Origin of the sequence: Paraburkholderia sp. WC7.3g (assembly GCF_050436345.1) — a bacterium.
Classification (GTDB): Bacteria; Pseudomonadota; Gammaproteobacteria; order Burkholderiales; family Burkholderiaceae; genus Paraburkholderia; species Paraburkholderia podalyriae.
Genome location: NZ_JBNDMA010000001.1, coordinates 2,316,191 through 2,342,722, shown reverse-complemented (window position 1 = coordinate 2,342,722; position 26,532 = coordinate 2,316,191). Strand labels below are relative to the sequence as shown.

Below are 26,532 nucleotides of genomic sequence, written 5' to 3'. Positions count from 1 at the left end.
CGCTTACTGCCCCTTCGTATCGCTGCTCGCGTCGGCGCCCGGCATATTCGTCGTGTCGTTCATGGGCTTCTTCATCTTCGAATGCTTCTTCATGTGATGGTGGGTCGAAGGCGTAGCGGTCGCCGCAGGCCCCGCATCGCCGCCCTCGCGGCTCGAGGTCGCGGCATTGGTGTTCGGGTCGTTGCCGGCCGGGCCCCCGCCGCCGCCACCCGCGCCTTGGGCCATCGCGAGCGACGAAGCCGCGAGCAACGTGGAAACGAGCACTGCGTGTCTGATCTTCATGGCGTTTCTCCTGGGTGTCGAGAGTGTCGAAAAGAAGTGGGCGCGCGGTGGCCGCACGCGCATACCTCGCGTTGTTTTCAGCAAGTGTTGTGCCGCAGCACAGCACGACAGGAAAAGCAGATGGACGCGATGCGCGAAACGGCGCGGCGGCTTCAGGTGCCGCACGCCACCAACGCATGCAGTTCGTCGATGTTGAACGGCTTCGCGAGTATCGCGATGCCGAGCCGACGCGCGCGCTCGAGCTCGTCGGCGTAACCGGTCATCAGCGCGATCTTCTGCGACGGCCACGCGCTGCGGATCTTCTCCGCCAGGTCGATACCGTTCAGCTTGCCCGGCATCTGAATGTCCGACAGCACCAGCTCGAAGCGCTCGCCGGCGCTCAGCACGTCGAACGCCTGGTCGGCGGTCGGCTCGTGACGCACCTCGCAACCGAAGGTTTCGAGCACCGCGGTCACGCCGGCCGCGACGTCCTCGTTGTCCTCGACGAGCAGCACCGCCCCGGCCGCGATCGGCAGCGGCTCGCGCGCGTCGGCGCCGGCCAGCGCGTCGCGCTCACGATAGCGCGGCAGCAGGATCCGCACCGTGGTGCCGCTGCCCGGCACGCTGTCGATCTTCGCGGTGCCGCCGGCCTGCTCGGACATCGACAGCACCTGGGCGAGCCCGAGGCCGGTGCCCGAGCCGCGCAGCTTGGTCGTGAAGAGCGGCTCGAACGCGCGTCGCACGACGGATTCTGGCATCCCTTCGCCGTCGTCGGAACAGGCGATCAGCACGTACTCGCCGTCCGGCAGCAGCGTGTCGCTGCCGACCAGCCGATTGTTCTGGCAGCGGATCGCGAAGTGCCCGCCGCGCGGCATCGCATCGCGCGCGTTCATCGCGATGTTCACGATCGCGAACTCGAGATCGGTCGGATCGACGAGCACATGCCACAGGTTCTCCGGCACGCGCAGCGCCAGCTCGATCGTGTCGCCGAGCGCCGCGTCGATCAGCGGCGCGGCGCCCGGCAGCCAGCGCGCGAGCTCGACGGGCTCCTGCTTCAACGGCTGCTTGCGCGCGACGCTCAACAGACGCCGCGTCAGCGCTTCGGCCGTGGCGGTGGCACGCTCGACCGCATGCACTTCCTTCTCGACATCGTTGTAATGCTTGAGCCGCGCAAGCTCGGTGTTCGCCGACACCACCATCAGCAGGTTGTTGAAATCGTGCGCGACATTGGCGACCAGATTGCCGAGCGCGCCCATGCGCTGCAGCTGCCGGCTCGACGCCTCGGCCGAAAGCCGCATCGCGACCTCGCCCTGCCAGCGCTCCCACGCGCGCCGCTCCGCTTCGAGCTGACGCAGCGAATACAGCACGAGTGCCCAGATCCCGATGCAGGGCAGCGCCGTCAGCGCCGCGATCAGCAGGAAGTGCGTGCGCCACGCCGCCATGATCGACGAAGTCGCGTACGCGCTCATCACATACAACGGATAGTCGCCGACGCGGCGAAACGCGAGCAGCCGCTCGACGCCGTCGACGGTCGAATCCAGACGCACGTGGCCAGATAGCTGTTTGTCGCGCAACGCGGACATGAACGCGCTGTGAATCGACGGCCGCGCGCCGGCCGGCCACGACGGATAGCGCACCAGCAGATTGCCGTCCTGCCGGTATAGCGCGAGCGCGAGCGACGGATCGCCGTTAGTCAGCTCGCGATAGAAGTGCGAAAAATATTCGTTGCGCAGCTCCACCGTGACCACGCCAAGAAACCGCCCGTCGGCATCGGAGCGGCCGATCGCGGTCGTGAACACGTCGATCTTCAACAGCCTGGCGAACATCGGCAGCGAGTAATACGGCTGCGGCCGCATCGCCTTCGCGCTCAGAAAGTCGTCGCGCTGGGCGATCGTCATCGCCGGCGCCGGATACGCGAAGCTCGACGCGAGCAGCTCGCCGTTCACGCCGAGCAGCGAGATCGATGCCACCTGCGGAAAATCGCCGCCGATGGTCTGCAGACGCTCGTGCAATTCACGCTCGCGCGCGCGGATCTGCGCATCGTCGGAATCGCCGAGCAGCTCGATCACGCGCGAGGCCATCTGCCGGTTCAGATCCAGCACCTTGACGGCCTGCTCCTCGGCCACGCGCGCGAGGCGGTCGATCATATCGTTCGCATCGGAGATTCGGCGCTGGTAGTCGAAGTAGCCGTAACCCACGAGGCAGGCCAACGGAAACACCATCGACACGGCCAGCACGATCAGCAGCACGCGCCGCGTCGCCGCGAAGTTGCGCGACGGCATCGGCACATCGACTGCGGCACGTTCTGCACGCTGCACGGTCACCTGCTCCATCAAATTTGCATACGGTCAGGGAAGGCATTGCCTGCGAATTCGCACGCCGCTACGCACGTCGCTGTTCGCGCGCTAATTCCCCTGTCTCGGAATTTACCCCAACTCGGCCTATCTTCCAAAGTGGGTTGCCACCATCACATCGCCGACGCTTGCAGGCACAGCGATTGCTGTCTCTTATCGCTGCTCGATGGCAATCCCACTTCCGCCACCGCTCGCGATGCCTTCCTTCGCGTGCGCTACACGAGCCCTTCCTTTCGCGAGGCCTCACCATGTCCATGTCTGCCCGCCGCGTCGCGCAGCTATCGGAATTGCCGGAGGATCGTGCCGTGCGCGTAACCGTGGACGACACGCCGATCCTGCTGGTGCGCGATGGCGACACCGTGCGCGCGTATTCACCTGATTGCCCGCATGCCGGGGGCCCGCTCGAAGAGGGCGCGCTGTGCAACGGCCGCATCATCTGTCCGTGGCACAAGGGCACGTTCGACGTCGCGACCGGCGACGTGCTGGAGCCGCCCGCGCTGCTGCCGCTCGATCGCTACCCGGTCACGCTCGATGGCGAGGACGTGCTCGTGTCGGCGGAAAAAATCGCGCGTCCGGAGCCGGCGCCGCACACGCCACCGGACGCTGCCGCCGCACCGGCAAAACACTACGTGGTGATCGGCGCGGGCGCGGCCGGCGCCGCCGCCTGTGCCGCGTTACGCGAGTTCGGCTTCGACGGCCGCATCACGCTGATCGGCGACGAAGCGCACGCGCCCTACGACCGCACCTCGCTGAGCAAGTTCGTACCGTCGTTCGAAATGGCGCCCGCCGACGTGCCGCCGCTGCTGCCGCCCGACTGGCTGACTATGCACGGCATCGAGCGGATCGTCGCGAAGGTCGCGCGGCTCGACGTGCCCGCGCGCACGATCCATTTCGAGGCCGGCGCGGCTGGCAGCCAGCAAAGCATCGAGCCGCTGACCTACGACACCGCGCTGCTCGCGACCGGCAGCGTGCCGACAGTGCCCGACATTCCCGGCTGCGAGCTCGGCGGCGTGCACGTGCTGCGGCACCTCGACGATGCCGCCGCGTTGATCGACGCGCTCGGCGACGACGCCGCGCAAACCCGCGTCGCGATTCTCGGCAGCAGCTTCATTGGCCTCGAAGTCGCGTCCGCGTTGCGCAAGCATGGCGTGCCCGTCACCGTGATCTCGCGAGACACGGTGCCGTTCGTGAAGCAGTTCGGCGAGCGCGCGGGCCAGATGTTTCGCGCGCTGCACGAAAGCAACGGCGTGAAGTTTTATCTCGACGCCAAGGTCGCATCGCTCGAGGGCGACGAAGGCAACGTGCATGCGGTGATGCTCGACGGCGGCGAGGCCATCCCCGCCGATGTCGTGTTGCTGGGCACGGGGGTTGCGCCGGCTACCGCGTTTGTCGAAGGTCTGCCGTTGCAGCAGGACGGCGGCGTGATCGTCAATGCCGGCATGCACGCCGCGTGCGGTCTGTATGCGGCCGGCGATATCGCCGTGTTCTCGCTGCGCGAGAACCAGGAGCCGGTGCGTATCGAACACTGGCGCGTCGCGCAGCAGCATGCGCGCATTGCCGCGCAGAACATGTGCGGCGCGCGCAATCGCTATTTGGACGTGCCGTTCTTCTGGACCTATCACTACGGCAAGAACTTCGAATACCTCGGCCATGCGAGCGAGTGGGACGAGATCGTCGTCGATGGCGACTTCGATCATCACCAGTTCATCGCGCTGTACGTGCGCGACGGCAACGTCGACGCGTTACTTGCCTGCGAGCGCGAAGCGCTGACCGCGCGGCTCTCCGACGCGATGCGCGGCGGGCTGTCGCGCGCCGAGGCGCTCGCCATCATCGGCGCGGCGGCGCCCGATGCAACGACGCGCGGCGCGCCGGAACCGACCACGTCGTGACGATGCGTACGTGGATCAGCGCGATCCGATGTCTTGCCGTTCAACCTGAAGGAAGGAGCCAACATGACGACACACAAGAAAAAGCATCCGCAGCATCCGCACTCGGAAAAGAGCGAAAAGAGCGAAAAGCAGATCGACACGCAGATCGAAGACAGCTTCCCGGCTAGCGACCCGCCTTCGACGGGCGGCACCACCAGGATCGAGCCGGAGCAGGACAAGGCAAAGGCCGGGCACGACAAACCCGCCGGTCAATAGACGCGTGGCAGCGCGGTTCGCGCTGCCACGCGCCTTCCGAGCGCCCGGGCCCTCGCGGTGATCGCGGGCGGCCGCGGATGGCAGCTGTTGCGCTCAGCCATTCTCGACCCACTGGAACGACGGAACGACTGATCATGTCAGACGAGACCGGCTCGGCCAGCACCGGGCAGGAAGCATCGGGGCGCGATGCGTCGCACCGCGATGATCGCGGCGACGGCAACGGCGGCAAGAAGGACAAGAAGCCCTGCAAGAAGCCGCTGATCATCTTCGGCGCGGTCGTGATCCTGATTGGTCTCGTCGGCTTCGTCTGGTGGTTCGCGACTCGCAACGAAGTCAGGCGGCTGGCAGAGCGATGCCGATGCGGCGCGCGCAACCGGCGTGGCGAGGCCGCCAGGCAGTGGCGGATCACAGGCCGCGATGCCGCGCGGCTTCAGCCATGCTCGAACTGCGGCTCCGCAATCACCGTTCGCGTCGCATCGATGCGGCGGCACGCGGCCAGCATCTGCTGCAACGACGTCACAGAGCACTCGGCTTCCAGCGAGTCTTGCTGATCGGCGCTCCATTGCCGCATATCCTCGGGCGTCCAAAGGCCGACCACGACCGACACCTTCGGCAAGCGCGCGCGAATGCGCCGCACCAGATTGCGCAGATGCGACGGAACGCCGTCGATCTGCAGATACAGAATGCAGACGATGCCGACGTCGTCCGCCTCGAGGCTGTCGATCGACGCGCGCGACACCGCCTCGTGCGGCAATGAGCGCGCCGCAAAGCCGCGCTTGGCGAGCAACTGCAGCAGGATGACCGTCGCGAGCGCATCGAGCGGGCCACGGCCCGGCAGGCACAACACGCGGCTCGTCGGCGCATGCCAGGCGAACACGGGCGCCGCGACGGACGGTTCGCTGATCGCCGCCGGTTCCCGGCCGTGGGTCGGTTCCGGCGCGACCGTAGTGGTGCTCATGCTGCTATTCGCGGCGTCGACCGATTGTGGCATCACCCGCGCGGCCTGCGTTTCGTCGGGCGGCGCCATCGGCCCTACCGCGCCCCAGTTCGCCTGCGGCCCGAGCGGCCCGAGCGGCGTGGGCACGCGATCCTCATAACCGTCGAGGCCGTCGACCAGGTCGTTGGTCGTCGACTCGATACGCGCGAGCTGCGCGCTCGTCACGCTGCCGCTCGTCACGTCGTTGGCCGCGAGCCGCAAGGCCTTGATCGCGACTTCGTCGTAGTAAGCCGATAGCGAGCGGTCTCGCAGCAGCACTTCGGCCTGCTCGATCGCTTCGTCCGGATCGCCCGCGAGCGCGCGTTGATAGAAGTTTTCGACCGGCGTCAGCGCGGGCTGATCGCCGAGCAGCACGTCGAGAAACTCCAGACGCCGCACATGCCGGCCGAGTACCAGCAGACACAGCGTCAACGGCGTCGACAGGATCAGGCCGATCGGCCCCCAGATCCAGCTCCAGAAGATCGCTGCGACCACCACCGAAAACGGCGACAGGCCCGTGCTGCGCCCGTACAACAGCGGCTCGATCACCTGCCCCACCGTCAGCTCGGCGACCACGAACAACACTAGCGACCAGATCGCCATCGTCCAGCCGGGACTCACCGCGGCGGCGAGCGCGGTGGGCAGCATCGCCGCGATCCAGATGCCGACGTAGGGCACGAGCCGCAGCAGCGCCGCGAGAATGCCCCACAGGATCGGGCTCGGCACGCCGATCAGAAAGAGCCCCGCGCCGATCACGACGCCGACTCCGGTGTTCACGCCTAGCTGCGACACGAAGTAACGGCTCAGGCGGCGCGCGGTCTCGTCCATCACCGTGGTCGTGCGGTGCAGGTCGCGCGAGCCGAACAGCCGGATCGCGCGATCGCGCAGGTCGTCGCGTTGCAGCAGGATCACGATCGTGACCACGAATACGATGAACGCGGTTGCCAACGGACTGATGGCCGGCGACAGCACGCGTCGCGCGAGCTCGAACGGCGTCGGCACCGGCTCGCGCACTTCCACCGGCACCGCCGCCGATGCATGCGGGCTCGCCGCGGCCGCCGCGCCGTTCGGCGCTTGCGGTTGCGGCGGCTCGATCGTCGCGCGCTGCAACGCCTGTCCCGCCTCGCTCGCGAAACGGTTCAACTTGCCGATCGTCAGGCTGTGCACGGTGTCGAGCTTGTGTGCGATGGTCGCCTGATAGCGCGGCATGCCGGCCGCGAGATCGGTCAGCTGGGTGGCGATCACCGCGCACAGCAGCGCGATGATCGACACCGAGATCAGAACCGCCGCGCACACCGACGCGACGTGGCCGAGCCTGAGCCGGGACAGTGCATCGGCGAGCGGCGCAACGAGAAAGCTCAACAGGATCGCGAGCGTGATCGGAATCATCACGGCGCTCGCGAAGTACAGACAGGCGACCGCGATCACGGCGACGCCGAACGTGACGAGGCCCTCGATACCGATTGCGGCGGATGCCGCGGGAATGCGTGCGGCGGGTCTCGTGCCGCGCGACTCGGGTGCGTCGTTCATCTTGTGGAGCGAAACTCGGGCATGGGAATACCGTCTCCGAGCCGCGCGCGATGCGCCGGCTCAGAGTCTGATCACTCAGTACTATCGAGTAATGTCTATTTCAAAGTATCGCCCGGCACCGGCCCGCTCTCGACCGGTGGTGCCTCCTTCTCGATCTCACTGCGCGCCTGTTCCCAGTATTGCTCGGGCGTGCCCTTCGGCTCGGCCGCCTGCTCCCAAAGATAGTAGGCGCGCATGCGGATCATCTCGTCGATGCTCGGTTCCTGGTCCATTTGTTCACCCCGGCCTGGCTGTTTGGGTGCGCGCGCCTGCCGTGACGAAGATCGGAGACGCGCGCGTGTCGTCACCCACAGAGGGAGCAAACGTTGTACCTGGGTTGCGGCCCGCTACTGCAACGGAATAGGCATCGCTCACTAGCCTGGCGAAACGTCGCCTTCGTCGGAAGTCAGTTGCTCTTCGAGCCGATCGAACACGCGCTGCGTTGCGCGGCTCGGCGCTTCGAGCGCGAACAGCAGCAGCGAGCGGCCGGTCACCTGAAAGGCATCGCCCGCGCTGAATTGCGGCAGCTCGGCGCGAACCGGCATGTTGGTGTCGACGAGGCAGGTCCAGAGCCCACCCTCGGGAATGTCGGGCAGCGTGAAGTTGACGACATCGTGATACGCGTTCAGCACCAGCAGCAACGTCGCGTCGGACGCGAGACGGCGAATGCCGCTCGCCTGCGCGCGGCCGTCGATCACGAGGCCGAAGCAGCGCATCGCCGGATCGGCCCACTGCTCGTCGGTGATGTCGGTGCCGTCCGGCGATAGCCAGCGCGTGTCGGTCACGTCGAGCGTGTCGTTGTGTTCGCCGGTCAGAAAGCGGCCGCGCCGCAGCACCGGCAAGCGGTGGCGCAGCGTAGTCAGATTGCGCACGAACTCGCTCAGCGCGCGGCCGTCGTCGTCGATCGCATCCCAATCGACCCAACTGATCTCGTTGTCCTGGCAATACGCGTTGTTGTTGCCCTGCTGCGTGCGGCCGAATTCGTCGCCGGCGAGGATCATCGGCGTGCCTTGCGACAGCAGCAGCGTCGCCAGCAGATTGCGCTTCTGGCGCTCGCGTTGCTGGCGGATGTCGGCGTCATCGGTCGGTCCTTCGACACCCATGTTCCACGACCTGTTGTCCGAGTGACCGTCGCGGTTGTCCTCGCCGTTTGCGTCGTTGTGCTTGTCGTTGTACGAGACCAGATCGTTCAGCGTGAAGCCGTCGTGCGCGGCGATGAAGTTCACGCTCGCCCACGGCCGCCGGCCGCGATGGTTGAACTTGTCGCCCGACGCGGTGACGCGCGTCGCGAGATCGGCGGCCGTGCCTTCGTCGCCCTTCCAGTAAGCGCGCGCGGTGTCGCGGAAGCGATCGTTCCATTCGGCCCAGCCCGGCGGAAACCCGCCCACCTGATAGCCGCCGGGGCCGCAATCCCACGGCTCGGCGATCAGCCGGATGCTGGAGAGCACCGGGTCCTGGCGGCAGCTGTCGAGAAAGCCGCCGCCCTCGTCGAAGCCGTGATCTTCGCGGCCGAGGATCGTTGCGAGATCGAAGCGGAAGCCGTCCACTTTCATCTCGGTGACCCAGTAGCGCAGGCTGTCGGTCACCATCTGCAGCACACGCGGATGTGACAGGTTCAGCGTATTGCCGGTGCCGGTGTCGTTGATGTAGTAGCGCGGCTCGTCGGGCATCAGCCGGTAGTACGACGCGTTGTCGATGCCCTTGAACGAGATCGTCGGCCCGCGTTCGTTGCCTTCGGCGGTGTGGTTGTACACGACGTCGAGTATCACTTCGAGGTCGGCCTGATGAAAGCGGTCGACCATCTCCTTGAACTCGCCGACCGATTCGGTCGACGACGCGAAGAAACGCGGATCGGCCGCGAAAAAGCCGATCGTGTTGTAGCCCCAGTAGTTCGTCAGGCCCTTGTCGAGCAGATGGCTGTCGTTGACGAAGGTCTGGATCGGCATCAGTTCGACCGAGGTCACGCCAAGGCTGCGGATGTGGTCGAGCACCGGCTGCTGCGCCAGACCCGCGAAGGTACCGCGCAAACGCTCGGGCACCTGCGGATGACGTTTCGTGTAGCCGCGCACGTGTGTCTCGTAGAGAATCACGCGTTCCCACGGCAGCGCGTTGCGCTCCGGATGGCTCCACGAAAAATTCGCATCGACTACCTTGCACTTCGGCACGAAAGACGCACTGTCGCGTTCATCGAATGACAGGTCGGCCTCTTCCGAATCGAGCGTATAGCCGAAAATTTCCGGCGCCCATATCAGCTCGCCGATGTGCGCCTTCGCATACGGATCGAGCAGCAGCTTGTTCGGATTGAAGCGATGCCCGTTCTCGGGTTCGTAAGGTCCATGCACGCGGTATCCATACACGGCACCCGGTTTCAGATTCGGTACGAACACATGCCATACCTCGTCGGTGTATTCGGGTAACTCGATCCGTTCAAGTTCGTGCTCGCCGGTTTCATCGAACAGACACAGTTCGACTTTAGTCGCGTGCGCGGAGAACAGCGCGAAGTTGACGCCGCTGCCGTTCCATGTCGCGCCGAGCGGAAACGGCGTGCCTTCGGAAATGCGCGTCGAATAGCTGGCTGGGGATGACATAAGCGTTCTCTGTGGACGCAAAGGTGTGGGTAGTTCCGGGTCGTGAGGTGCTTTTTTCAACTGCCTTTTCACGTCTTCTCGCAGCGTGCAGCGCGTGATCCAGTGTACGCGCAACGCAGCAAGCGGGCTTGATGAGCAACTTACGGGCCCGGCCGGGTGCGCCTTCAGATTAACGCCGCGGCACGCGATTTGCAGCACAGTGGCTAACGCACGCACGCGTTGCGCGCCGCCGCAAGCCACGACAGCAAACAGGGAGAACCCAAATGATGCGCAACCTACAGATCAACCCGCTGGCCGCTTCCGCATCGCTTCTCGCCGCCATCACGCTGAGTTCCGCCATTGCCACGTGCGGCAGCGCGTTCGCGCAGGGCGCGCCCCAGGCGATCACCGAAAAACGCACGGACGTCGTGCAGCTCGCGAGCGGCTATCGCGCGTCGAAGTTGTCGGGGGCGGACGTGTATAACCGCAACAAGGACGACATCGGCACGCTCGACGATCTGATCGTCTCGCCGGGCACCGAGCGCACCACGTACGCGATCCTGTCGGTCGGCGGTTTTCTCGGTATGGGCAAGCATCTCGTCGCCGTGCCGTTCAACGATCTGCAGATCGACAACCGGCGCATCGTGCTGCCCGAGGCGACGAAGAAATCGCTCGAGGCGCTGCCGGAGTTCAAATACGCGGATTGAGCGGCGCAGCAGCTGCGTTCAGCCCAGCAGTTTGTCCGGTGTGATCGGCAAATCGCGGATGCGTTTGCCGGTCGCATGCCAGATCGCGTTGCACACGGCTGCCGCTACGCCCACCACGCCGATTTCGCCGACGCCTTTGACGCCGAGCGGATTGACGATGTCGTCGCGCTCGTCGACGAACAGCACGTCGATCGCATGAATGTCGGCGTTCACGGGCAGGTGATATTCGGCCAGGTTGTGATTCATCTGCCGCCCGAGCGCGTGATCGAACTGGCCGTGCTCGTGCAGCGCCATGCTGATGCCCCACACCACGCCGCCCGCGACCTGATTGCCCGCGGTCTTCGGATTGACGATGCGCCCCGCCGCGACCGCGCTGACCACGCGCGTCACGCGTACGGTGCCGAGCGCTTCGTCGACGCGCACCTCGGCAAACACCGCCGAATGCGTGCCCATCGAATACGCCTGCTGCTTTTCGTGCGGCTTCACGCTCGCCTGCTCTTCGAGTTCGTCGAGACCGGCGCGCTCGAACAGCGTCGCAATCTCGATCGAGTCGTCCGCGTGCGGACCGCACACGAGCCGGTCGCGCTCGCGCCGCACGTCTTCGCGCGCGACCGACGCAAAGCGCGCGCCGCCATGTTCGCGCGCCAGTTCGACCAGACGATTGTGCAGGCGCGTGCAGGCGGCATCGACTGCGCTGCCCACCGACGACACCGTCCACGACCCGCCCTCGATCGGCGCCTTCGGCAGCCGCGTATCGCCGAGTTCGAAGCAGATGTCGGCGAGCGGCATGCCGAGCGCGTCGGCGGCGATCTGCGTCATCGCGGTGTAGGTGCCGGTGCCGATGTCGGCGGTCGAGCTCGACACCTCGACGCGGCCATCGCGCGTCAACACCGCGCGTGCGGCCGCTTCGTTCTGCATCGCGTCCCACACGCCGGTCGCCATGCCCCAGCCGATCAACTCGTTGCCTTCGCGGCGTGCGCGGGCTTCGAGCGGCCGCCCGGCCCAGCCGAAGCGGGCCGCGCCCTCGCGATAGCAGTCGCGCAGCGCCTTGCTCGAATACGGCAGGTCCTTGTTCGCGTCGCGCTCCGCATAGTTGACGAGCCGCAATTCGAGCGGGTCCATCCGCAACGCCTGGGCGAGTTCGTCCATCGCGACTTCGAGCGCAAACAGCCCTTGTGTCGCGCCGGGCGCGCGCATGTCGGCTGGTGTCGGCACGTCGAGCTTCGCCACCTTGTAGCCCATCGATACGTTCTCGCATCGATATAGCTGTCCCGCCCAGTTGACCACCACGTCGCAGAAATCCTCGTAGCGCGAGGTTTCCGACACCGCCTCGTGGATTACCGCCTGCAGGCGGCCATCCGCCGACGCGCCGAGCGCGACGCGCTGCACCGTTTGCGGACGATGCGCGAACGTGAACATCTGCTGCCGGGTCAGCGTGACGCGCACCGGTTTACCGAGTTCACGCGCGGCCATCACCGCGAGCGCCAGATGATATTGCGGCCGCAAGCCGGAGCCGAACGCGCCGCCGACGAACGGCGACACCACCTGCACCTGGTCATCTTGCAGACCGAACACGCGTGTCAGATAGCCTTTCGTATTGACGACGCCCTGAGTCTTCTCATAGACGGTCAAGCGTCCTTGCGCGTCCGGCACTACGGTGCAGCCGTGCATTTCCATCGGATTGTGATATTCCACGGGCGTCGTGTAGAACGCGTCCACACGCACCTTCGCATCGGCCAGGGACTTGCGTGGGTCGCCGCGCGCGGGTGGCGGCGGATCGAAGCCGCCCTTTTCGGTCGACGGCGGCACGGCGCTCATCAACGCGGCTTCGAGATCGGTCTGATGTGAAGTAGCCTCGTAGCGCACCCGCACCAGCGACGCCGCGTAGCGCGCGAGTTCGAGCGAGCGCGCGACCACCAGCGCGACTGGCTGCCCGCTGTACCACACGCGCTCGTCCCACAGCGGCCTCAACGGCGTGCCGCCGGGCGCGATCAAGTCCCTGAACGCGTCGACGTCCGACGGCAACGCCGCGCGCTTGCGATGCGTGAGCACGAGCAGCACGCCGGGCAACGCCTCGGCGGCCGACGTATCGATCGATACGATGTTGCCGCTGGCGATCGTGCTCGACACGACGACGCCATACACGAGCCCCTCGGCGAAGAATTCGGCCGCATATTGCGCGGCGCCCGTCACTTTGGCGGGCCCATCGACGCGCGAATGCGGCGCGCCGGTCGCAGGCTTGATGCTGCCGGTCGATGGCAAGGTTCGGGCACGGTTCATCGCGCGGCCTCCTCGAACGAATGTTGCGTGGCCTCGCCGAAGGCGCGCACGATCACGCGCGCCGCGAGTTCGATCTTGAACGCGTTGTCGTGCCGACCGTGCGCATCGCGCAGCAGCGCCGCCGCAAAATCGCGCACGCTTCGCGCGTTCAGCGTCTCGCCGCGCAGTGCGGCTTCGGCGGCGGGATCGCGCCACGGCTTATGCGCGACGCCGCCGAGCGCGCAACGCGCGTCGACGATTCGAGAATCGTCGTCCAGCTCGACACCGACCGCGGCCGACACCAGCGCGAACGCATATGATGCGCGGTCGCGCACTTTCACATACGCGTGATGCGCGGCAAAGCCTTGCGGCGGCAGTTCGATCGCGCTTACGAGCTCGTCGTCGCGCAGATTGGTATCGATATGCGGCGTGTCGCCAGGCAGCCGGTGAAACTCCGCGAACGGCAGCGTGCGTGCGCCGTCGCTGCCGATCAGATGCACGGTGGCGCCAAGCGCCGCCAGCGCGACGCACATATCGGACGGATGCACGGCGATGCAGTGCTCGCTTGCACCGAGGATCGCGTGAATGCGGTTCACGCCGTGCAGCGCTGGACAGCCGCTGCCGGGTTCGCGCTTGTTGCAAGGCGTGCCCACGTCGTAGAAGTAGTAGCAGCGCGTGCGTTGCAGCAGATTGCCGCCGACCGTGGCGACGTTGCGAATCTGCGGCGACGCGCCCGCGAGGATCGCTTTCGCGAGCAGCGGATAGCGTGTCGCGACGGTATCGTCATACGCGAGCGCGCTGTTGGTGACGAGCGCACCGATCTTCAGGCCACCTTGCTCCGACGCCTCGATCTGCCTGAGCGGCAAACGGTTGATGTCGACCAGCAAAGCGGGCCGCGCAACATCTTCGCGCAACAGGTCGACCAGATTCGTGCCGCCCGCGATGAACGCCGCGCGCTTGTCCGACCGATGCCGTTCGAGCGCGTCCTGCACCGCATCGGCGCGCATGTACGAGAAGCGGTTCATGGCCGCGCTCCGGGTTGATTCGCGAGCGGGACGGCTTGCGTGTCATCCGCGTCGGCCAGATGCGCCGCATCGAGAATCGCCGCGACGATGTTCGTGTACGCGCCGCAGCGGCACAGATTGCCGCTCATCTGCTCGCGCACGTCGGCGGCGCAGCGCACGTGCCCTTCTTCGAGCATCGCGTGCGCCGAGCAGATTTGGCCCGGCGTACAGTAGCCGCACTGAAACGCGTCGTGATCGATGAACGCCTGCTGCAACGGATGCAGCGTGTCGCCGCTCGCGAGACCTTCGATCGTCGTGATCGATGCGCCGTCGTACACGACCGCGAGCGCGAGGCAGGTATTGATCCGCTGACCATTGACGATCGCCGTGCATGCGCCGCATTGGCCATGATCGCAGCCCTTCTTGGTGCCGCTCAGACGCGCGTGCTCGCGCAACAGATCGAGCAGCGAGGTCCACGCCTCGACGTCGAAGCACCGCGTCTCGCCGTTGATCTCGAACGTCAATGCATGCGACACGGGCGCGTCGGCCCGCGCGGCTTCAGCTTCGGGAGTAGCCATCGGATTTTCTCCTCACAAAGGGTCGCGTAACGCGACGCGAAGAAACTCAACGCAGCTCAACGCAACGCACGCCGACGCGCTCGACGGATCGCTTATTGCCCCGCCCCACTCCCCGCGCGCGGAGGCGTCGCGCCTTTGAAGCGCTTGTTAGTGGTTTTGCCATTCCCGCTGCCGGCGACACCATTGGTGGCGCCCCCCGACTCACCGACATTGCCGTTCGCATCGTTCGCGCTGCTCGTATCCGGCGTGCGCGATTCTTCCAGGCCGGCGCCGGGTTGCGCGCCGGGCTTGCTCTTTTGCATCGACGGATTGGAGCCGGTCTGCGCGAAGCTCGCCTGCGCAAAGCCTAGCGCGAGGCAGCCCGAAACGAGCGCGGCGCCCAGTTTGACGGATAGATCGATCTTCATGACACTCTCCCTGATGACGTTATCAAAACCCACTGCGCGAACCTCGTGCGCGATCGCTGGCGGCCACGCCGCCTTCAGTTCGACGAGCTAAATGATCGGCGCGCCGCCCGTCACGGCAATCGTCGCGCCCGAAATGTAGCTCGCCTGATCCGACGCGAGCATCACATACGCGGCCGCGAGCTCCGCGGGTTGGCCGGGGCGCTTCATCGGCACCTGCTTGCCAAACTGCTCGACCTTGTCGGGCGGCATCGTCGATGGAATCAGCGGGGTCCAGATCGGTCCCGGCGCCACGCAGTTCGCGCGAATACCTTTTTCCGCGAGCAATTGCGCGAGGCCGCCTGTGAAGTTCTGGATCGCTCCCTTGGTGGTCGCGTACGCGATCAGGCCTGGATTCGGATGATCGGCATTGATCGACGACGTATTGACGATCGCGCCGCCTGGCTTCATGTGGCGCACCGCCGCGCGTGTGATCCTGAACATCGCGCCGATGTTGGTATCGAAGGTCTTGTCCCATTCTTCGTCGCTGATCGCGTCGAGCGACGGATAGCTCATCTGATACGCGGCGTTGTTGACTACCACGTCGAGCCGGCCGAATGCCTCGATCGCCTTGTCGACGATCGCTTCGCAATGCTGGGGATCGCGGATATCGCCGCCGACCAGCACCGCCTTGCGGCCCGCGTCCTCGACCCAGCGTGCGGTCTCGCGCGCATCGTCGTGTTCGTCGAGATAGGCGATCAGCACATCGGCGCCTTCGCGCGCGAACGCGATCGCCACCGCGCGGCCAATGCCGCTGTCGCCGCCCGTCACGATCGCCGCCTTGCCCGCGAGACGCCCCGATCCTTGATAGGTTTTCTCGCCGTGATCCGGTTGCGGTTTCATGTCGGCGGTGCGGCCGGGCGTCTGATTCTGCTGCTGTTTTGGAAACGGCGGTGCCGGACGTTGTGTGTCGCTCATGACGGATCCCCTCGTTGCGAATGACCATGGGCGGCGCGCACGAACGCGCCGCGTCATTCGGTCCTTCAGCAACGAGTGGGCCTGCGTGCGCGAGCGCGGCGAACTGCGACGCACAGAACCGAGGCGGACAGATGTCAGGTAGATGACAAAACAGAATTCGCACAGCGCCGAGTGCGATTTTCTGGCGACGACCGTGCAGAAATGACTGCACTGTCAGTCAGTTTTCGCTAACAGCGTGATTCAGATGGTCGCGCGGCAGCGTCCGCCTTTTGTCATGACGGCCCCGCCGCATGCAACGCCGCCGCCGATTCGAGCACGCGCAACAGACGCTCGGGCGTCAACGGTTTCGCACAATGCGCATCGAAGCCGGCGGCCTTCGCGAGCGCGCGATCTTCACGCGACGCAAACGCGGTACATGCAACCAGCAACATGTGGGAAGTCTGAGGATGCGCGCGCAGACGGCGCGCGAGTTCGAGCCCGTCGAGTCCCGGCATCTTGATGTCCAGCACCACCGCGAACGGCTGCCATTCGCGCGCGGTCTCGCACACGGCAAACGGATCGTCGAGCGCACGGCATTCGAAGCCATCGGCCATCAGGAGCATTTGCAGCGCCTCGGCTGCTTCCCGGTAATCGTCGACCACCAGCACGCGACGATGCGCCGCCATCGCGTAGCGAATCGGCCGCCACACGAGCACGTCGTCGCTGCTGTCCACGCTGTCGTTGAACACAGTCATTATTTGTCGCCCTTTTTCCATTCGCCCTGAAGGGCATCTCGCGCCACGCGCGCAAGATTCGATCCCATTGCGTCGGCCAGACTACGGCCCGTTTTTCGCGATTCCCGCTTCGTCCGCGCAATGCCGCGGCCAACGCGCTTCGTCGCGCATTCCAGCGTTGCAACGAGCTGGAATGCGCGGGCTCAGCGTGCCCATTGAACGCGGCGTTTGAATGACGGCGCTTGCGATGCGCGCTTTGCGCAACATCGGTTGGCGCTCTGTCTTCGTGCAGCCGCCTCGCTCAGGGGCGTCGCACGGTATTGGTATTTCGACGGATTGAGGGGATGACGCAATGCATGCCGCTAGCGCTCTTGATGGCGCGGATCGATCACGCGGTCATACCCAAAGGATAAGCGACGAAGCCCGATAAAAAATGCGCGACATGTTAGGGGTTTGTGCTCTGCGGGTTATCCCGCACGATCATCGATGAAGCCCTTCAGCATCGCGAGCGTATCGGCATCGTCGATATGTTTGTCCGTACGCCAGCGCAGCATGCGCGGAAAGCGCACGGCCACGCCAGACTTGTGGCGCGAGCTGGCCTGTATTCCTTCGAAACCGATCTCGAACACGAGGGTCGGCGTCACGCTGCGCACGGGGCCAAATTTATCGACGGTGGTCTTGCGCACGATCGCATCGACCCGACGCATCTCTTCGTCGGTGAGCCCTGAATAGGCCTTCGCGAACGGCACCAGCGTGCGCACGCCGTCGGCTTCGTCCCACACGGCGAACGTGTAGTCGGTGTAAAGACTCGCGCGACGGCCATGACCGCGCTGCGCGTATACAAGTACGGCATCTACCGCATACGGCTCGATCTTCCATTTCCACCACGTACCCGATGCCTTGGTGCGGCCCACGCCATACATCGACCCGCGCTCCTTCAGCATCAATCCTTCGACGCCGCGCGCACGGCTCTGGTCGCGCAATGCCGCGAGCGCGCTCCAGTCCGCACCAGGGACGAGCGGCGATACGCGCAGCAGACCACCCGCGAGCGTGCTATCGACGGAGGTGGCCAGCGCATCGAGCTGTTCGCGCCGTTCAGCGAGCGGGCTCATGCGCAGGTCCTGTCCGTTCGCTTCGAGCAGGTCGTACGCGAGCAGCGCGGCCGGCGAATCCGCGAGTATCTTGCGCGTCAGCGTCTTGCGCGCGATGCGCGGTTGCAGCCGCGCGAACGGCAACGGCGCGGCCGCGCCGGGCTCCCACGCGAGAATCTCGCCATCGATCACGTAGCCCTCGGGTAAGGACTCGCCCAATGCCGCGACTTCGGGGAATCGATCGGTAATCAGATCCTCGCCGCGCGACCACAACCATACGCGGCCGCCGCGTTTGACGAGTTGCGCGCGAATGCCGTCCCACTTCCATTCGATCAGCCAGTGCGACGGATCGCCAAGTGTCGCCGGATCGCTCTGCAATGGATGGGCGAGAAAGAACGGATACGGCAGGCCGAGGTCGCTGTCGTATTCGAGCGCGTGCGCTTGCGTATCGTCGTCGGCCTGCGGCGCGATCAGACGCAGATAACGAGCCGCGTCGGGCTTCTGTCGCGAATCGGTCCAGCCGACCATCCGTTGCGCGATCCGCTTGTGATCGACGCCGGCCACTTCCGCCAGCGCGCGCACCACCAGTTGCCGCGCGACGCCGACCCGAAAGCCGCCGCCGATCAGCTTGGTCAGCAGGAAACGGCCGCCCCAGTCCAGTTCGTCCCAGTAACTGAGCAGACGTGTGCGCAATTCGTCGGGCGGCAGGCCGCGCAATGGCAGCATGCGCTGCTCGATCCATTGCGTGAGGCCAAGCTCCGAGCTGCGCTGCGCGGGCGGCAGGATATGCGCGATGGTCTCGGCCAGATCGCCCACCGCGTGATACGACTCCGCGAATAGCCACTCGGGCAAGCCGGCGCGCTCGCGCGCGAGTTCGGTCAGCAATCGCGTCGGCACCAGTTGCCGCGGCTTGCCGCCCGCGAGGAAGTACGACGCCCATGCGGCGTCCGCGGGCTCGGCCACCGAGAAATAACTGGTCAGTGCCGCGAGCTTGTCGTGCGTCGACGTGGTGGCATCGAGCGCGGTGTAGAGGGCCGCGAAGCGTTTCATACGATGCCCGTCACGATTGGCTCGTCGCCGGCGCTTCGTCGGCGCCCGCCGCATCGGCCTCGACGGTATCGTCGCCGTATTGCGTGTCGAATGCGCTGGCCTGCAGGCCCTGTTCGTTGAGCCAGCGCACCATAGGTTCGATCGAGCCATGCGTGACGATCACGCGCGTGGCGCCGCTCTCGCGTATGGCCGTTTGCAAACCCGGCCAGTCCGCGTGATCGGACAGCACGAAGCCGCGATCGACGCCGCGCCGGCGACGCGTGCCGCGCAGGCGCATCCAGCCCGACGCGAACGCATCGCTGTAATCGCCGAAGCGCTTCAGCCACGCGCTGTTTTGCGCGGACGGCGGCGCGACGATCAGCGCCTGTTTGAATAGCGCCTTCTGTTTCGCGGCTATTTCGCTGACGAGACCGAGCGGCGGCAGACGCACGCCCGCGTCGCGATACGCGCGATTGAGCGGCTCGACCGCGCCATGGCAGAAGATCGGCCCGATCGCCGCATCGACGCTCGCGAGCACGCGTTGCGCCTTGCCGAACGAATAGCAGAACAGCACCGACGCGCGGCCTTCGGAGGCGTTGCGACGCCACCATGAATCGATCGAATCGAACACGGTTTGCGGCGCGTCCCAGCGATAGATCGGCAGACCGAACGTCGATTCGGTGATGAAAGTATCGCAGCGCACCGGTTCGAACGCGGCGCAGGTCGGATCGGCTTCGAGCTTGTAGTCGCCCGATGCGACCCACACACGGCCCGCGTGTTCGATGCGCACCTGTGCCGAGCCGAGCACGTGCCCGGCCGGATGCAGCGACACGCGCGCCGCGCCGATCGTCAACGGCTCGCCATAGTCGAGCGTGTGCAGCGCGATGCCGGGCAGGCGCGATAGCAGCACGGTCGCGCCCGCGCGCGTGGCCAGATAGCGCTGATGACCGGAGCGCGCATGATCGGAATGCGCGTGCGTGATCACCGCGCGTTCGACCGGCCGCCACGGATCGATGTAAAAATCGCCAGCCGGGCAATACAGTCCCTCCGGTCGCGCGACCACCAGATCGTCGGCTTGCGGCGCGGTGTTGGTCTGACGCAGCGGCTGATCCATTGGCTGTCCTCGGGAATGGAATGCGATCTTCCGAACGCGGCCACGCAAACTATATGCCGCGCCATTGATGGCCCCGTTTCTGCTTACGGTATATAAAGCACACAGGCGTGTCGAGAGCGGCTGCCATCCGGCAGTGCCCGGCGCGCACCGCGAGGTCCCATGCCGATCCTGCTCGACCAGCAAGCGCTGCATATCGCCAGACATCCCTGGCGCTTCCTGCTGCAAACGCTGAAGGCGTTTCGCGCGAACCAGGGGCTGCTGCTAGCGGGCGCGGTTGCGTACTACGCGTTGCTGTCTATCGTGCCGCTGCTGATCCTGATCGTCATCGTGTTGTCGCGCGTGGTGCCGCAGCAGCTGGTGCTCGACGCGCTTGCGCATCTGCTGCGCTGGCTCGTGCCCGGACAATCGGCCGCGCTCGTGCGTGAGCTGTCGAACTTCCTGCTGCATCGCGCGGTGATCGGCTGGGTGCTGCTGCTGACGATGATCTTCTTCAGCTCGCTCGCGTTCACCGTGCTCGAAAACGCGATGTCGCTGATCTTCGTGCATCGGGTCGTCGTGAAGCGGCGCCACTTCCTGATCTCGGCGCTGCTGCCGTACTGCTACATCCTGTTTCTTGGCGTGGGACTGCTGATCGTCACGTTCGTGTCGAGCGCGCTCGACACGATCGGCGCAGAAGGACTCAGACTGTTTAGTCTGCACGTGTCGTTGCAGGGCTTCTCGCGAGTGATGCTGTATCTGTTCGGGCTCGCCGGCGAAATCTTCGTGCTGACCTCGGTGTATCTGGTGATGCCGGTGGGACGTCCGTCGCTCAAACACGCGCTGATCGGTGGCGTGGTGGCCGGCGTGCTGTGGGAGATCACGCGGCACGTGCTGGTCTGGTATTTCGCCACGCTGTCGCAGGTCAGCGTCGTCTATGGCTCGCTGACGATGGCGATCGTGATCCTGCTCAGCTTCGAATGGCTCGCGACACTGCTGCTGTTCGGCGCCCAGGTGATATCGCAATACGAGCGCTTCGGGCACGAACCGCTCGACGCGCCGCAGCCAAGGATCAAGACCGGGTAGCAAGCCACTCACAAGGAACGACCCTTGCTCGCCGATACCGACGACGGCCGCCCGTTTCGCAGGGCGGCATCGACTGGCTATCGAGGAGCGAGGATCATGGCTGAAACCGTCGGCGATTTCATCATCGGGCGGCTGCACGCATGGGGTGTGCGGCGAATCTACGGCTATCCGGGCGACGGTATCAACGGCGTGTTCGGCGCGTTGAACCGCGCGCAAGCCGAAGCGAGAAAACGCGATAAAGGCACGGATCAGCCGGGCCCGATCGAATTCATCCAGGTCCGTCACGAAGAAATGGCCGCGTTCATGGCCTCCGCGCATGCGAAGTTCACCGGCGAGTTGGGCGTATGCATCGCCACCTCGGGGCCCGGCGCTTCGCATCTGCTGACGGGCCTCTACGACGCGCGCATGGATCACATGCCGGTGCTGGCGATTAGCGGTCAGCAGGCGCGCGCGGCAATCGGCGGGCACTATCAGCAGGAGCTCGATCTGCCGGCGATGTTCAAGGACGTCGCCGGCTCGTTCGTCGGATTTGCGACGATGCCCGCGCAGGTGCGTCATCTGGTCGATCGCGCGGTGCGTATCGCGCTCGCCGAGCGCGCGGTCACCGCGCTGATACTGCCGAACGACCTGCAGGACATTCCGTACGAGCCGCCGGGGCGCAAGCACGGCACCCTGCATTCGGGCATCGGTTACGCGCGCCCGCGCGTGGTGCCGAGCGACGCGCAGTTGCGCCAGGCCGCCGACGTGCTGAACGCGGGCCGCAAGGTCGCGATCCTGGTCGGCGCGGGCGCACTGAACGCGACCGACGAAGTCATCGCCGTCGCCGAGAAACTTGGCGCCGGCGTCGCGAAGGCGCTGCTCGGCAAAGCCGCGCTGCCCGACGATCTGCCGTGGGTGACCGGCTCGATCGGCCTGCTCGGCACGAAACCGAGCTACGACATGATGACCCATTGCGACACCTTGCTGATGATCGGCTCGGGCTTCCCGTACTCGGAGTTTCTGCCGAAGGAAGGCGACGCGCGCGGCGTGCAGATCGACATCAAGGCCGACATGCTGAGCCTGCGTTATCCGATGGAAGTGAACCTCGTCGGCGATAGCGCCGAGACGCTGCGCGCGCTGCTGCCGCTGCTCGATGACAAGAAGGATCGTCTGTGGCGCGAGCGCATCGAAGGCTGGGTCGCCGACTGGTGGAAGACGCTCGAGAAGCGCGCGCACGAACCCGCGAAGGACGGTCTCAATCCGCAGCTGTCGGTATGGGAGCTGTCGAAGCGCATTCCATCGAACGCGATCGTCACCAGCGATTCGGGCTCGGTCGCGAACTGGTACGCGCGCGATCTGCAGGTGCAGCGCGGCATGATGTGCTCGCTGTCGGGCGGGCTCGCATCGATGGGCGCGGCCGTGCCGTATGCGATCGCCGCGAAGTTCGCGCATCCCGAGCGGCCCGTGATCGCGCTCGTCGGCGACGGCGCGATGCAGATGAACAACATGGCCGAGCTGATCACGGTCGCGAAGTACTGGCAAGGCTGGAGCGATCCGCGCTGGATCTGCATGGTGCTCAACAACGGCGACCTGAATCAGGTGACGTGGGAGCAGCGTGTGATGGAAGGCGATCCGAAGTTCGAGGCCTCGCAGAACATTCCGTCCGTGCCGTATCACCGCTTCGCGGAGCTGATCGGTCTGAAGGGCATCTATGTCGACAATCCCGATCAGATGGCCACCGCCTGGGACGACGCGCTCGCGTCGAATCGCCCGGTCGTGATCGAGGTGAAGTCCGATCCGAACGTGCCGCCGCTGCCGCCGCACGTCACGCTCGCGCAGGCAAAGGCGTTCACCGAAACCTTGCTCAAGGGCGATCCCGATGAGGGCAACGTGGTCGTCGAAACGGCGAAGCAGGTGCTCGGTGCCGTGCTGCCGGGGCATCGGGACAAATGACGCGGTAGCGGTTCGACGAGGCGCGGCGGGCCGGCCGCTCGAAGCGCGCGCAGCGGGTCGCGCGCTGCGACGCGGCGAGGACAACGCGCCAGACGGCATCGACGCAAAAGCCTGATAGCCCCGCATCTGCTCCGCGCGGATTTCTGCAATTCTTGCAAAGCGACGGTAAAGCGTGCCACGGGCCTGTCACGCCAACACGCGCGCCACGGCGCTGCTGGGCCATGCGTCGGACCGACAACAAGCGGCCCCGGGTGCGGCTCGCCGCCTGCGCGGGAATGGCTTCTGCTACCGCCGAGCGCAGATTCCATTTTCAGCGGATTGCCTCCGCTCGCGCCCGCCCATGCGCAGAACCGCTTGCGTCGCCACCTCGTTGTGCGCGGCCTGCCTGATGTCCGCTTGTGTGCATATCGGCCCCTCGCGTCTGAAGGCCGATCAGGTCGACTATGCGCGCGCGCTCGGCGACGCGAAGAAGCGCGCGATCCTCGCCGCCGTGATCGGTCTGCGCTACGGCGATGCGCCGGCCTTCCTGAGCGTCAGCAGCATCATCGCCGCCTACACGTTCGACACCACCGGCGGCGCGACCGTCAACGCCGGCTCGGGCAGCATGCCGAACTACGCGCAGGCGACTGGCAGCGTGTCGTACTCGAATCGGCCGACCTTCACTTTCACGCCAACCACCGGCGAAGCGTTCGCCTCCGCGTACATCCGGCCGCTCGCGCCGGCGCTCGTGCTGCCGCTCGCCGAGGGCGGCGTGCCGATCGATCTGCTGTTGCGCATCACCGCGCAATCGATCGGCGGTCTGCAGAACGGCAATGTGCTCGGCGGCGACAACAGCGCGGGCGCGCCGGGCTTCTTCGAATTGCTGCAGGCGTTGCGTCGTCTGCAAATGGCCGGCGAACTGAACGTCGAGACTCGTCAACTCGATACGAAGGCCGATCTGAAAGGCGGCCAGACCCCCGCATTGGCGGTGTTCCTGTCGATCGGCGCGACGACGAGCGGCGGCTCGCCGGGCACGGCGGCCGATGTCGCGCGCGTGCGCAAGCTGCTGCATCTGTCGGCGAAGACGCGCAGCTATGAGATCGTGTACGGGCCGTCGTCGAGTTCTCAGAACGGCGAGCGCATTCCGATGGTGACGCGCTCGGTGCTCGGCATTCTCAGCGATCTCGGCGCGCAGGTGCAGGTCCCCCGGGAGCGCATCAGCGATGGTTCGACGAAACCGACCGTCGGGTTGATCGGCGGGGAAACGCGGCCGACGATCATCGTGCACTCGGGCCAGGCCGCGCCGGCCGACGCTTATGTGTCGATCGCGTATGGACCGTCGGTGTATTGGGTCGAGCGCAACGACTTCGATTCGAAATACGCGTTTACGGTCGTGCAGAATCTGATGGCGCTCGCGGAGGCCGATACGAGCAGCAAGGCGCCGGTGGTGACGATTCCGGCGAATTGAGAGGTGAATAAAAGGCCCGGCGCTCGATCGGTCGTCATTCGAAAGAGATCACTAGCGGCACCGGCCAGGTGAAGCTCTTCACGGCACCCTGCTCGGCAGGCATGGGTCGGCCCCAATCCCGTCTCGAACAGATTCATATATATGTATTATCGGACGTTCTGTCGGCAACGCTAACGAGCTCAGCGGATCAATGGATACCACGGGTTATCCCCGTTCCGCCGGCGGCGTAAACATGCAATCATATAGATGAATTGAAGGAGATGACGATGGACGTCAACGCCCGGTTGCCCCGTTACCAGCGCCTGCGGGACGAAATTGTCGCTCTTATCGCGGCTCGCCATTGGCGCCCCGGTGAGGCGATTCCGACGGAACAGGCGCTCGCCAATAGCTACGGCCTGGCCATCGGGACAGTTCGCAAGGCCGTCGATCTGCTCGTTGCGGAAGGTCTGCTCGAGCGCTTTCAGGGTAGAGGGACGTTCGTGCGCCGCGCGAACTTCGACGGTTCCCTGTTTCGCTTCTTCCGGTTCCAGACGCGGCAAGGCGAACGCCGCATTCCAGAGAGCCGCATCTTGCGCCGCGAGGTGGTCGACGCACCGTCGGCTGTCGCCGCGACCTTGCAGATTTCGAGTAGCGCGCGCGTGATTCAGATGTCGCGCGTGCGACTCATCGACGGCGTGCCGATGCTCGTTGAAGAAATCTGGTTGCCCTACGTACGTTTCGCGGCGTTTGCGCAAATGGAGCTGAACGAAGTCGGTGACCTCTTGTACCCAGTGTATGAGGCGCAATGCAACCAGATTGTGGCGTCCGCCACGGAAACCCTGACCGTCGAGGCCGTTGGCCCGCTGCACGCAAGGCTCTTACACATTGAACCGGGCACGCCGGCTGTCGTAATCGAGCGTCTTGCGTACGGCTACGACCGACAGCCGCTCGAATGGCGCCGCTCGCGCGGACCCGCCAGCGAATTCATCTACCAGGCGGAGATCCGCTAGCGATCTGGCGCCATCAAAAATGCGTTGTTCTCAGCATGGGACGACGAGGAGGAGACAGCAATGTTTAAGTGGTTCAGCGAGATTTCGGGCAATGAACGTCGGACATTCTGGGCGTGCTTCGGCGGTTGGGCGCTCGATTCGCTCGACGTGCAGATGTTCAGCCTCGTGATTCCGGCGATCATCGCCGAATGGTCGATAAGCCGCACCCAGGCGGGCCTGGTCAGCGGCGTCACGCTGGTTGCGTCGGCGCTTGGCGGCTGGATCGCCGGTATGCTGTCGGACCGGCTCGGACGGGTTAAGACGCTGCAGTGGACGGTCGCGTTCTTCGCCGTGTTTACGTTCCTGTGCGCGTTCGCGCAGAACTATCCGCAGTTTCTGGTGCTGAAGACGCTGCAGGGGTTCGGCTTCGGCGGAGAATGGGCGGCAGGCGCCGTGCTAATGGCCGAGACTATCCGCAACGAGCATCGCGGCAAGGCGATGGGCAGCGTGCAGAGCGCATGGGCGGTCGGCTGGGGCGCGGCGGTGATGCTCTACGCGCTGATGTTCTCGCTGCTGCCCGTAGAAACGGCATGGCGCGTGATGTTCGGGATTGGCCTCGTTCCCGCGCTGCTGATCCTGTACGTTCGACGTGGCGTGCAGGAGCCGACCCCGGCGCGTGACACGCGCGCGCGTCACGACGAGCCGGCATCTGGCGTGATCGTCGGCATCTTCTCGCCGAAGATGCTGCGCATGACGTTGATCGGTGCGCTGCTCGGCGTCGGCGCCCATGGCGGTTATTACGCGCTGATGACCTGGCTGCCGACGTTCCTGAAGAGCGAGCGCCATCTGTCCGTTCTAAGTACCGGCGGCTACCTTGCTGTGGTGATCATCGCCTTTTTCTGCGGCTGCCTCGTGAGTGCGCAACTGTTGGATCGCATCGGACGCCGCAAAACCATTCTCACATTTGCGATCTGCTGCGTAATAACGGTGATCGCCTATCTGTTTCTTCCGCTCGGCAATACCGCGATGCTGTTCTTCGGCTTTCCGCTAGGATTTTTTGCAGCAGGCATTCCGGCGAGCATGGGCGCGCTGTTTAACGAACTGTATCCAAGCGGGATGCGCGGCACGGGTGTCGGGTTTTGCTACAACTTCGGCCGCGTCGTATCCGCGGGATTCCCTGTGCTGGTCGGGCATATGTCCGCGAGTATGTCGCTCGGAACGGCGATCGGCATTGATGCAGCACTGGCCTACGCCATTGTCGTGCTGTCCGTGCTGATGCTGCCGGAGACACGAGGCCGCGTGCTAGGCGAAGCGGCTCTCGATATGGACATCCGCGGTCCACTCTCTCACGCTCAAACGCGTTAACGCGCTGGGCGAGCCGCGCAACACTGTTGAT

General features: G+C 65.4%; 21 protein-coding genes. 8 read left to right on the top strand and 13 right to left on the bottom strand.

All coding sequences use genetic code 11. The annotated features are described in order from the left end of the window. Positions 1–3 precede the first annotated feature (3 nt). Together OKW43_RS10815 and OKW43_RS10810 are read right to left on the bottom strand one after the other, a co-directional pair. A complete protein-coding gene (locus tag OKW43_RS10815) occupies positions 4–282 on the bottom strand; it encodes a hypothetical protein (protein WP_187634243.1) in 279 nt (92 codons plus the stop codon). Positions 283–434: 152 nt separating this feature from the next. Continuing rightward, entirely contained in the window at positions 435–2,594 is a 2,160-nt protein-coding gene (locus OKW43_RS10810; RefSeq protein WP_429447117.1) for an ATP-binding protein, read from the bottom strand. Between the two features lie 269 nt (positions 2,595–2,863). Here OKW43_RS10810 and OKW43_RS10805 point away from each other — a divergent pair, with 269 nt between their 5' ends. Beyond that, positions 2,864–4,504, top strand: coding sequence for an FAD-dependent oxidoreductase (locus OKW43_RS10805; RefSeq protein ID WP_429447115.1), 1,641 nt, complete (start codon positions 2,864–2,866; stop codon positions 4,502–4,504). 63 nt (positions 4,505–4,567) lie between these two features. After that, positions 4,568–4,759 carry a hypothetical protein gene (locus OKW43_RS10800; RefSeq protein WP_429447113.1) on the top strand — a complete coding sequence of 64 codons (192 nt, stop codon included), beginning with the start codon at positions 4,568–4,570 and terminating at the stop codon, positions 4,757–4,759. Positions 4,760–5,189: 430 nt separating this feature from the next. Here the strand turns inward: OKW43_RS10800 and OKW43_RS10795 are convergent, their stop codons facing one another. The 3 genes from OKW43_RS10795 to glgX form a co-directional block, all read right to left on the bottom strand. Further along, complete coding sequence (locus OKW43_RS10795; protein WP_429447111.1) at positions 5,190–7,265, bottom strand: AI-2E family transporter; 2,076 nt, start codon at positions 7,263–7,265, stop codon at positions 5,190–5,192. A 95-nt stretch (positions 7,266–7,360) separates the two neighbouring features. Beyond that, on the bottom strand, positions 7,361–7,537 hold the full coding sequence (locus OKW43_RS10790) for a DUF2934 domain-containing protein (protein WP_187634239.1): 177 nt from the start codon (positions 7,535–7,537) through the stop codon (positions 7,361–7,363). A 141-nt stretch (positions 7,538–7,678) separates the two neighbouring features. Next, entirely contained in the window at positions 7,679–9,892 is a 2,214-nt protein-coding gene (gene glgX, locus OKW43_RS10785) for a glycogen debranching protein GlgX (RefSeq protein WP_187634238.1), read from the bottom strand. Positions 9,893–10,155: 263 nt separating this feature from the next. Between glgX and OKW43_RS10780 the strand changes: the two genes are divergently transcribed. Then, the gene (locus tag OKW43_RS10780; RefSeq protein ID WP_429447108.1) at positions 10,156–10,578 is read left to right on the top strand and encodes a PRC-barrel domain-containing protein; all 423 of its coding nucleotides are present in this window, start codon (positions 10,156–10,158) and stop codon (positions 10,576–10,578) included. 18 nt (positions 10,579–10,596) lie between these two features. Here the strand turns inward: OKW43_RS10780 and OKW43_RS10775 are convergent, their stop codons facing one another. From OKW43_RS10775 to OKW43_RS10740, 8 genes are all read right to left on the bottom strand, one after another. After that, entirely contained in the window at positions 10,597–12,858 is a 2,262-nt protein-coding gene (locus tag OKW43_RS10775; protein ID WP_429447106.1) for a xanthine dehydrogenase family protein molybdopterin-binding subunit, read from the bottom strand. After that, positions 12,855–13,862 carry an FAD binding domain-containing protein gene (locus OKW43_RS10770; protein ID WP_429447104.1) on the bottom strand — a complete coding sequence of 336 codons (1,008 nt, stop codon included), beginning with the start codon at positions 13,860–13,862 and terminating at the stop codon, positions 12,855–12,857. Before OKW43_RS10770 ends, OKW43_RS10775 begins: the two co-directional genes overlap by 4 nt. Continuing rightward, positions 13,859–14,419, bottom strand: coding sequence for a (2Fe-2S)-binding protein (locus tag OKW43_RS10765; protein ID WP_187634235.1), 561 nt, complete (start codon positions 14,417–14,419; stop codon positions 13,859–13,861). Before OKW43_RS10765 ends, OKW43_RS10770 begins: the two co-directional genes overlap by 4 nt. Before the next feature lie 92 nt (positions 14,420–14,511). Continuing rightward, the gene (locus OKW43_RS10760; RefSeq protein WP_187634234.1) at positions 14,512–14,826 is read right to left on the bottom strand and encodes a hypothetical protein; all 315 of its coding nucleotides are present in this window, start codon (positions 14,824–14,826) and stop codon (positions 14,512–14,514) included. An 87-nt stretch (positions 14,827–14,913) separates the two neighbouring features. Beyond that, a complete protein-coding gene (locus tag OKW43_RS10755) occupies positions 14,914–15,780 on the bottom strand; it encodes a glucose 1-dehydrogenase (RefSeq protein ID WP_187634233.1) in 867 nt (288 codons plus the stop codon). A 272-nt stretch (positions 15,781–16,052) separates the two neighbouring features. Continuing rightward, the gene (locus tag OKW43_RS10750; protein WP_187634232.1) at positions 16,053–16,514 is read right to left on the bottom strand and encodes a response regulator; all 462 of its coding nucleotides are present in this window, start codon (positions 16,512–16,514) and stop codon (positions 16,053–16,055) included. A 446-nt stretch (positions 16,515–16,960) separates the two neighbouring features. Beyond that, a complete protein-coding gene (locus OKW43_RS10745) occupies positions 16,961–18,634 on the bottom strand; it encodes an ATP-dependent DNA ligase (protein WP_187634231.1) in 1,674 nt (557 codons plus the stop codon). 10 nt (positions 18,635–18,644) lie between these two features. Next, on the bottom strand, positions 18,645–19,727 hold the full coding sequence (locus OKW43_RS10740) for a ligase-associated DNA damage response exonuclease (protein ID WP_187634230.1): 1,083 nt from the start codon (positions 19,725–19,727) through the stop codon (positions 18,645–18,647). A 159-nt stretch (positions 19,728–19,886) separates the two neighbouring features. Here OKW43_RS10740 and OKW43_RS10735 point away from each other — a divergent pair, with 159 nt between their 5' ends. From OKW43_RS10735 to OKW43_RS10715, 5 genes are all read left to right on the top strand, one after another. Continuing rightward, on the top strand, positions 19,887–20,789 hold the full coding sequence (locus OKW43_RS10735; protein WP_187634229.1) for a YihY/virulence factor BrkB family protein: 903 nt from the start codon (positions 19,887–19,889) through the stop codon (positions 20,787–20,789). A 96-nt stretch (positions 20,790–20,885) separates the two neighbouring features. After that, entirely contained in the window at positions 20,886–22,721 is a 1,836-nt protein-coding gene (locus tag OKW43_RS10730) for a thiamine pyrophosphate-requiring protein (RefSeq protein ID WP_429447100.1), read from the top strand. Positions 22,722–23,061: 340 nt separating this feature from the next. Next, positions 23,062–24,168 (top strand): hypothetical protein, encoded by a 1,107-nt coding sequence (locus OKW43_RS10725; RefSeq protein WP_429447098.1) that lies wholly within the window; start codon positions 23,062–23,064, stop codon positions 24,166–24,168. Between the two features lie 266 nt (positions 24,169–24,434). Beyond that, positions 24,435–25,157 (top strand): GntR family transcriptional regulator, encoded by a 723-nt coding sequence (locus OKW43_RS10720; RefSeq protein ID WP_429447096.1) that lies wholly within the window; start codon positions 24,435–24,437, stop codon positions 25,155–25,157. Positions 25,158–25,217: 60 nt separating this feature from the next. Continuing rightward, entirely contained in the window at positions 25,218–26,501 is a 1,284-nt protein-coding gene (locus tag OKW43_RS10715; RefSeq protein WP_429447094.1) for an MFS transporter, read from the top strand. Positions 26,502–26,532: the final 31 nt, after the last annotated feature.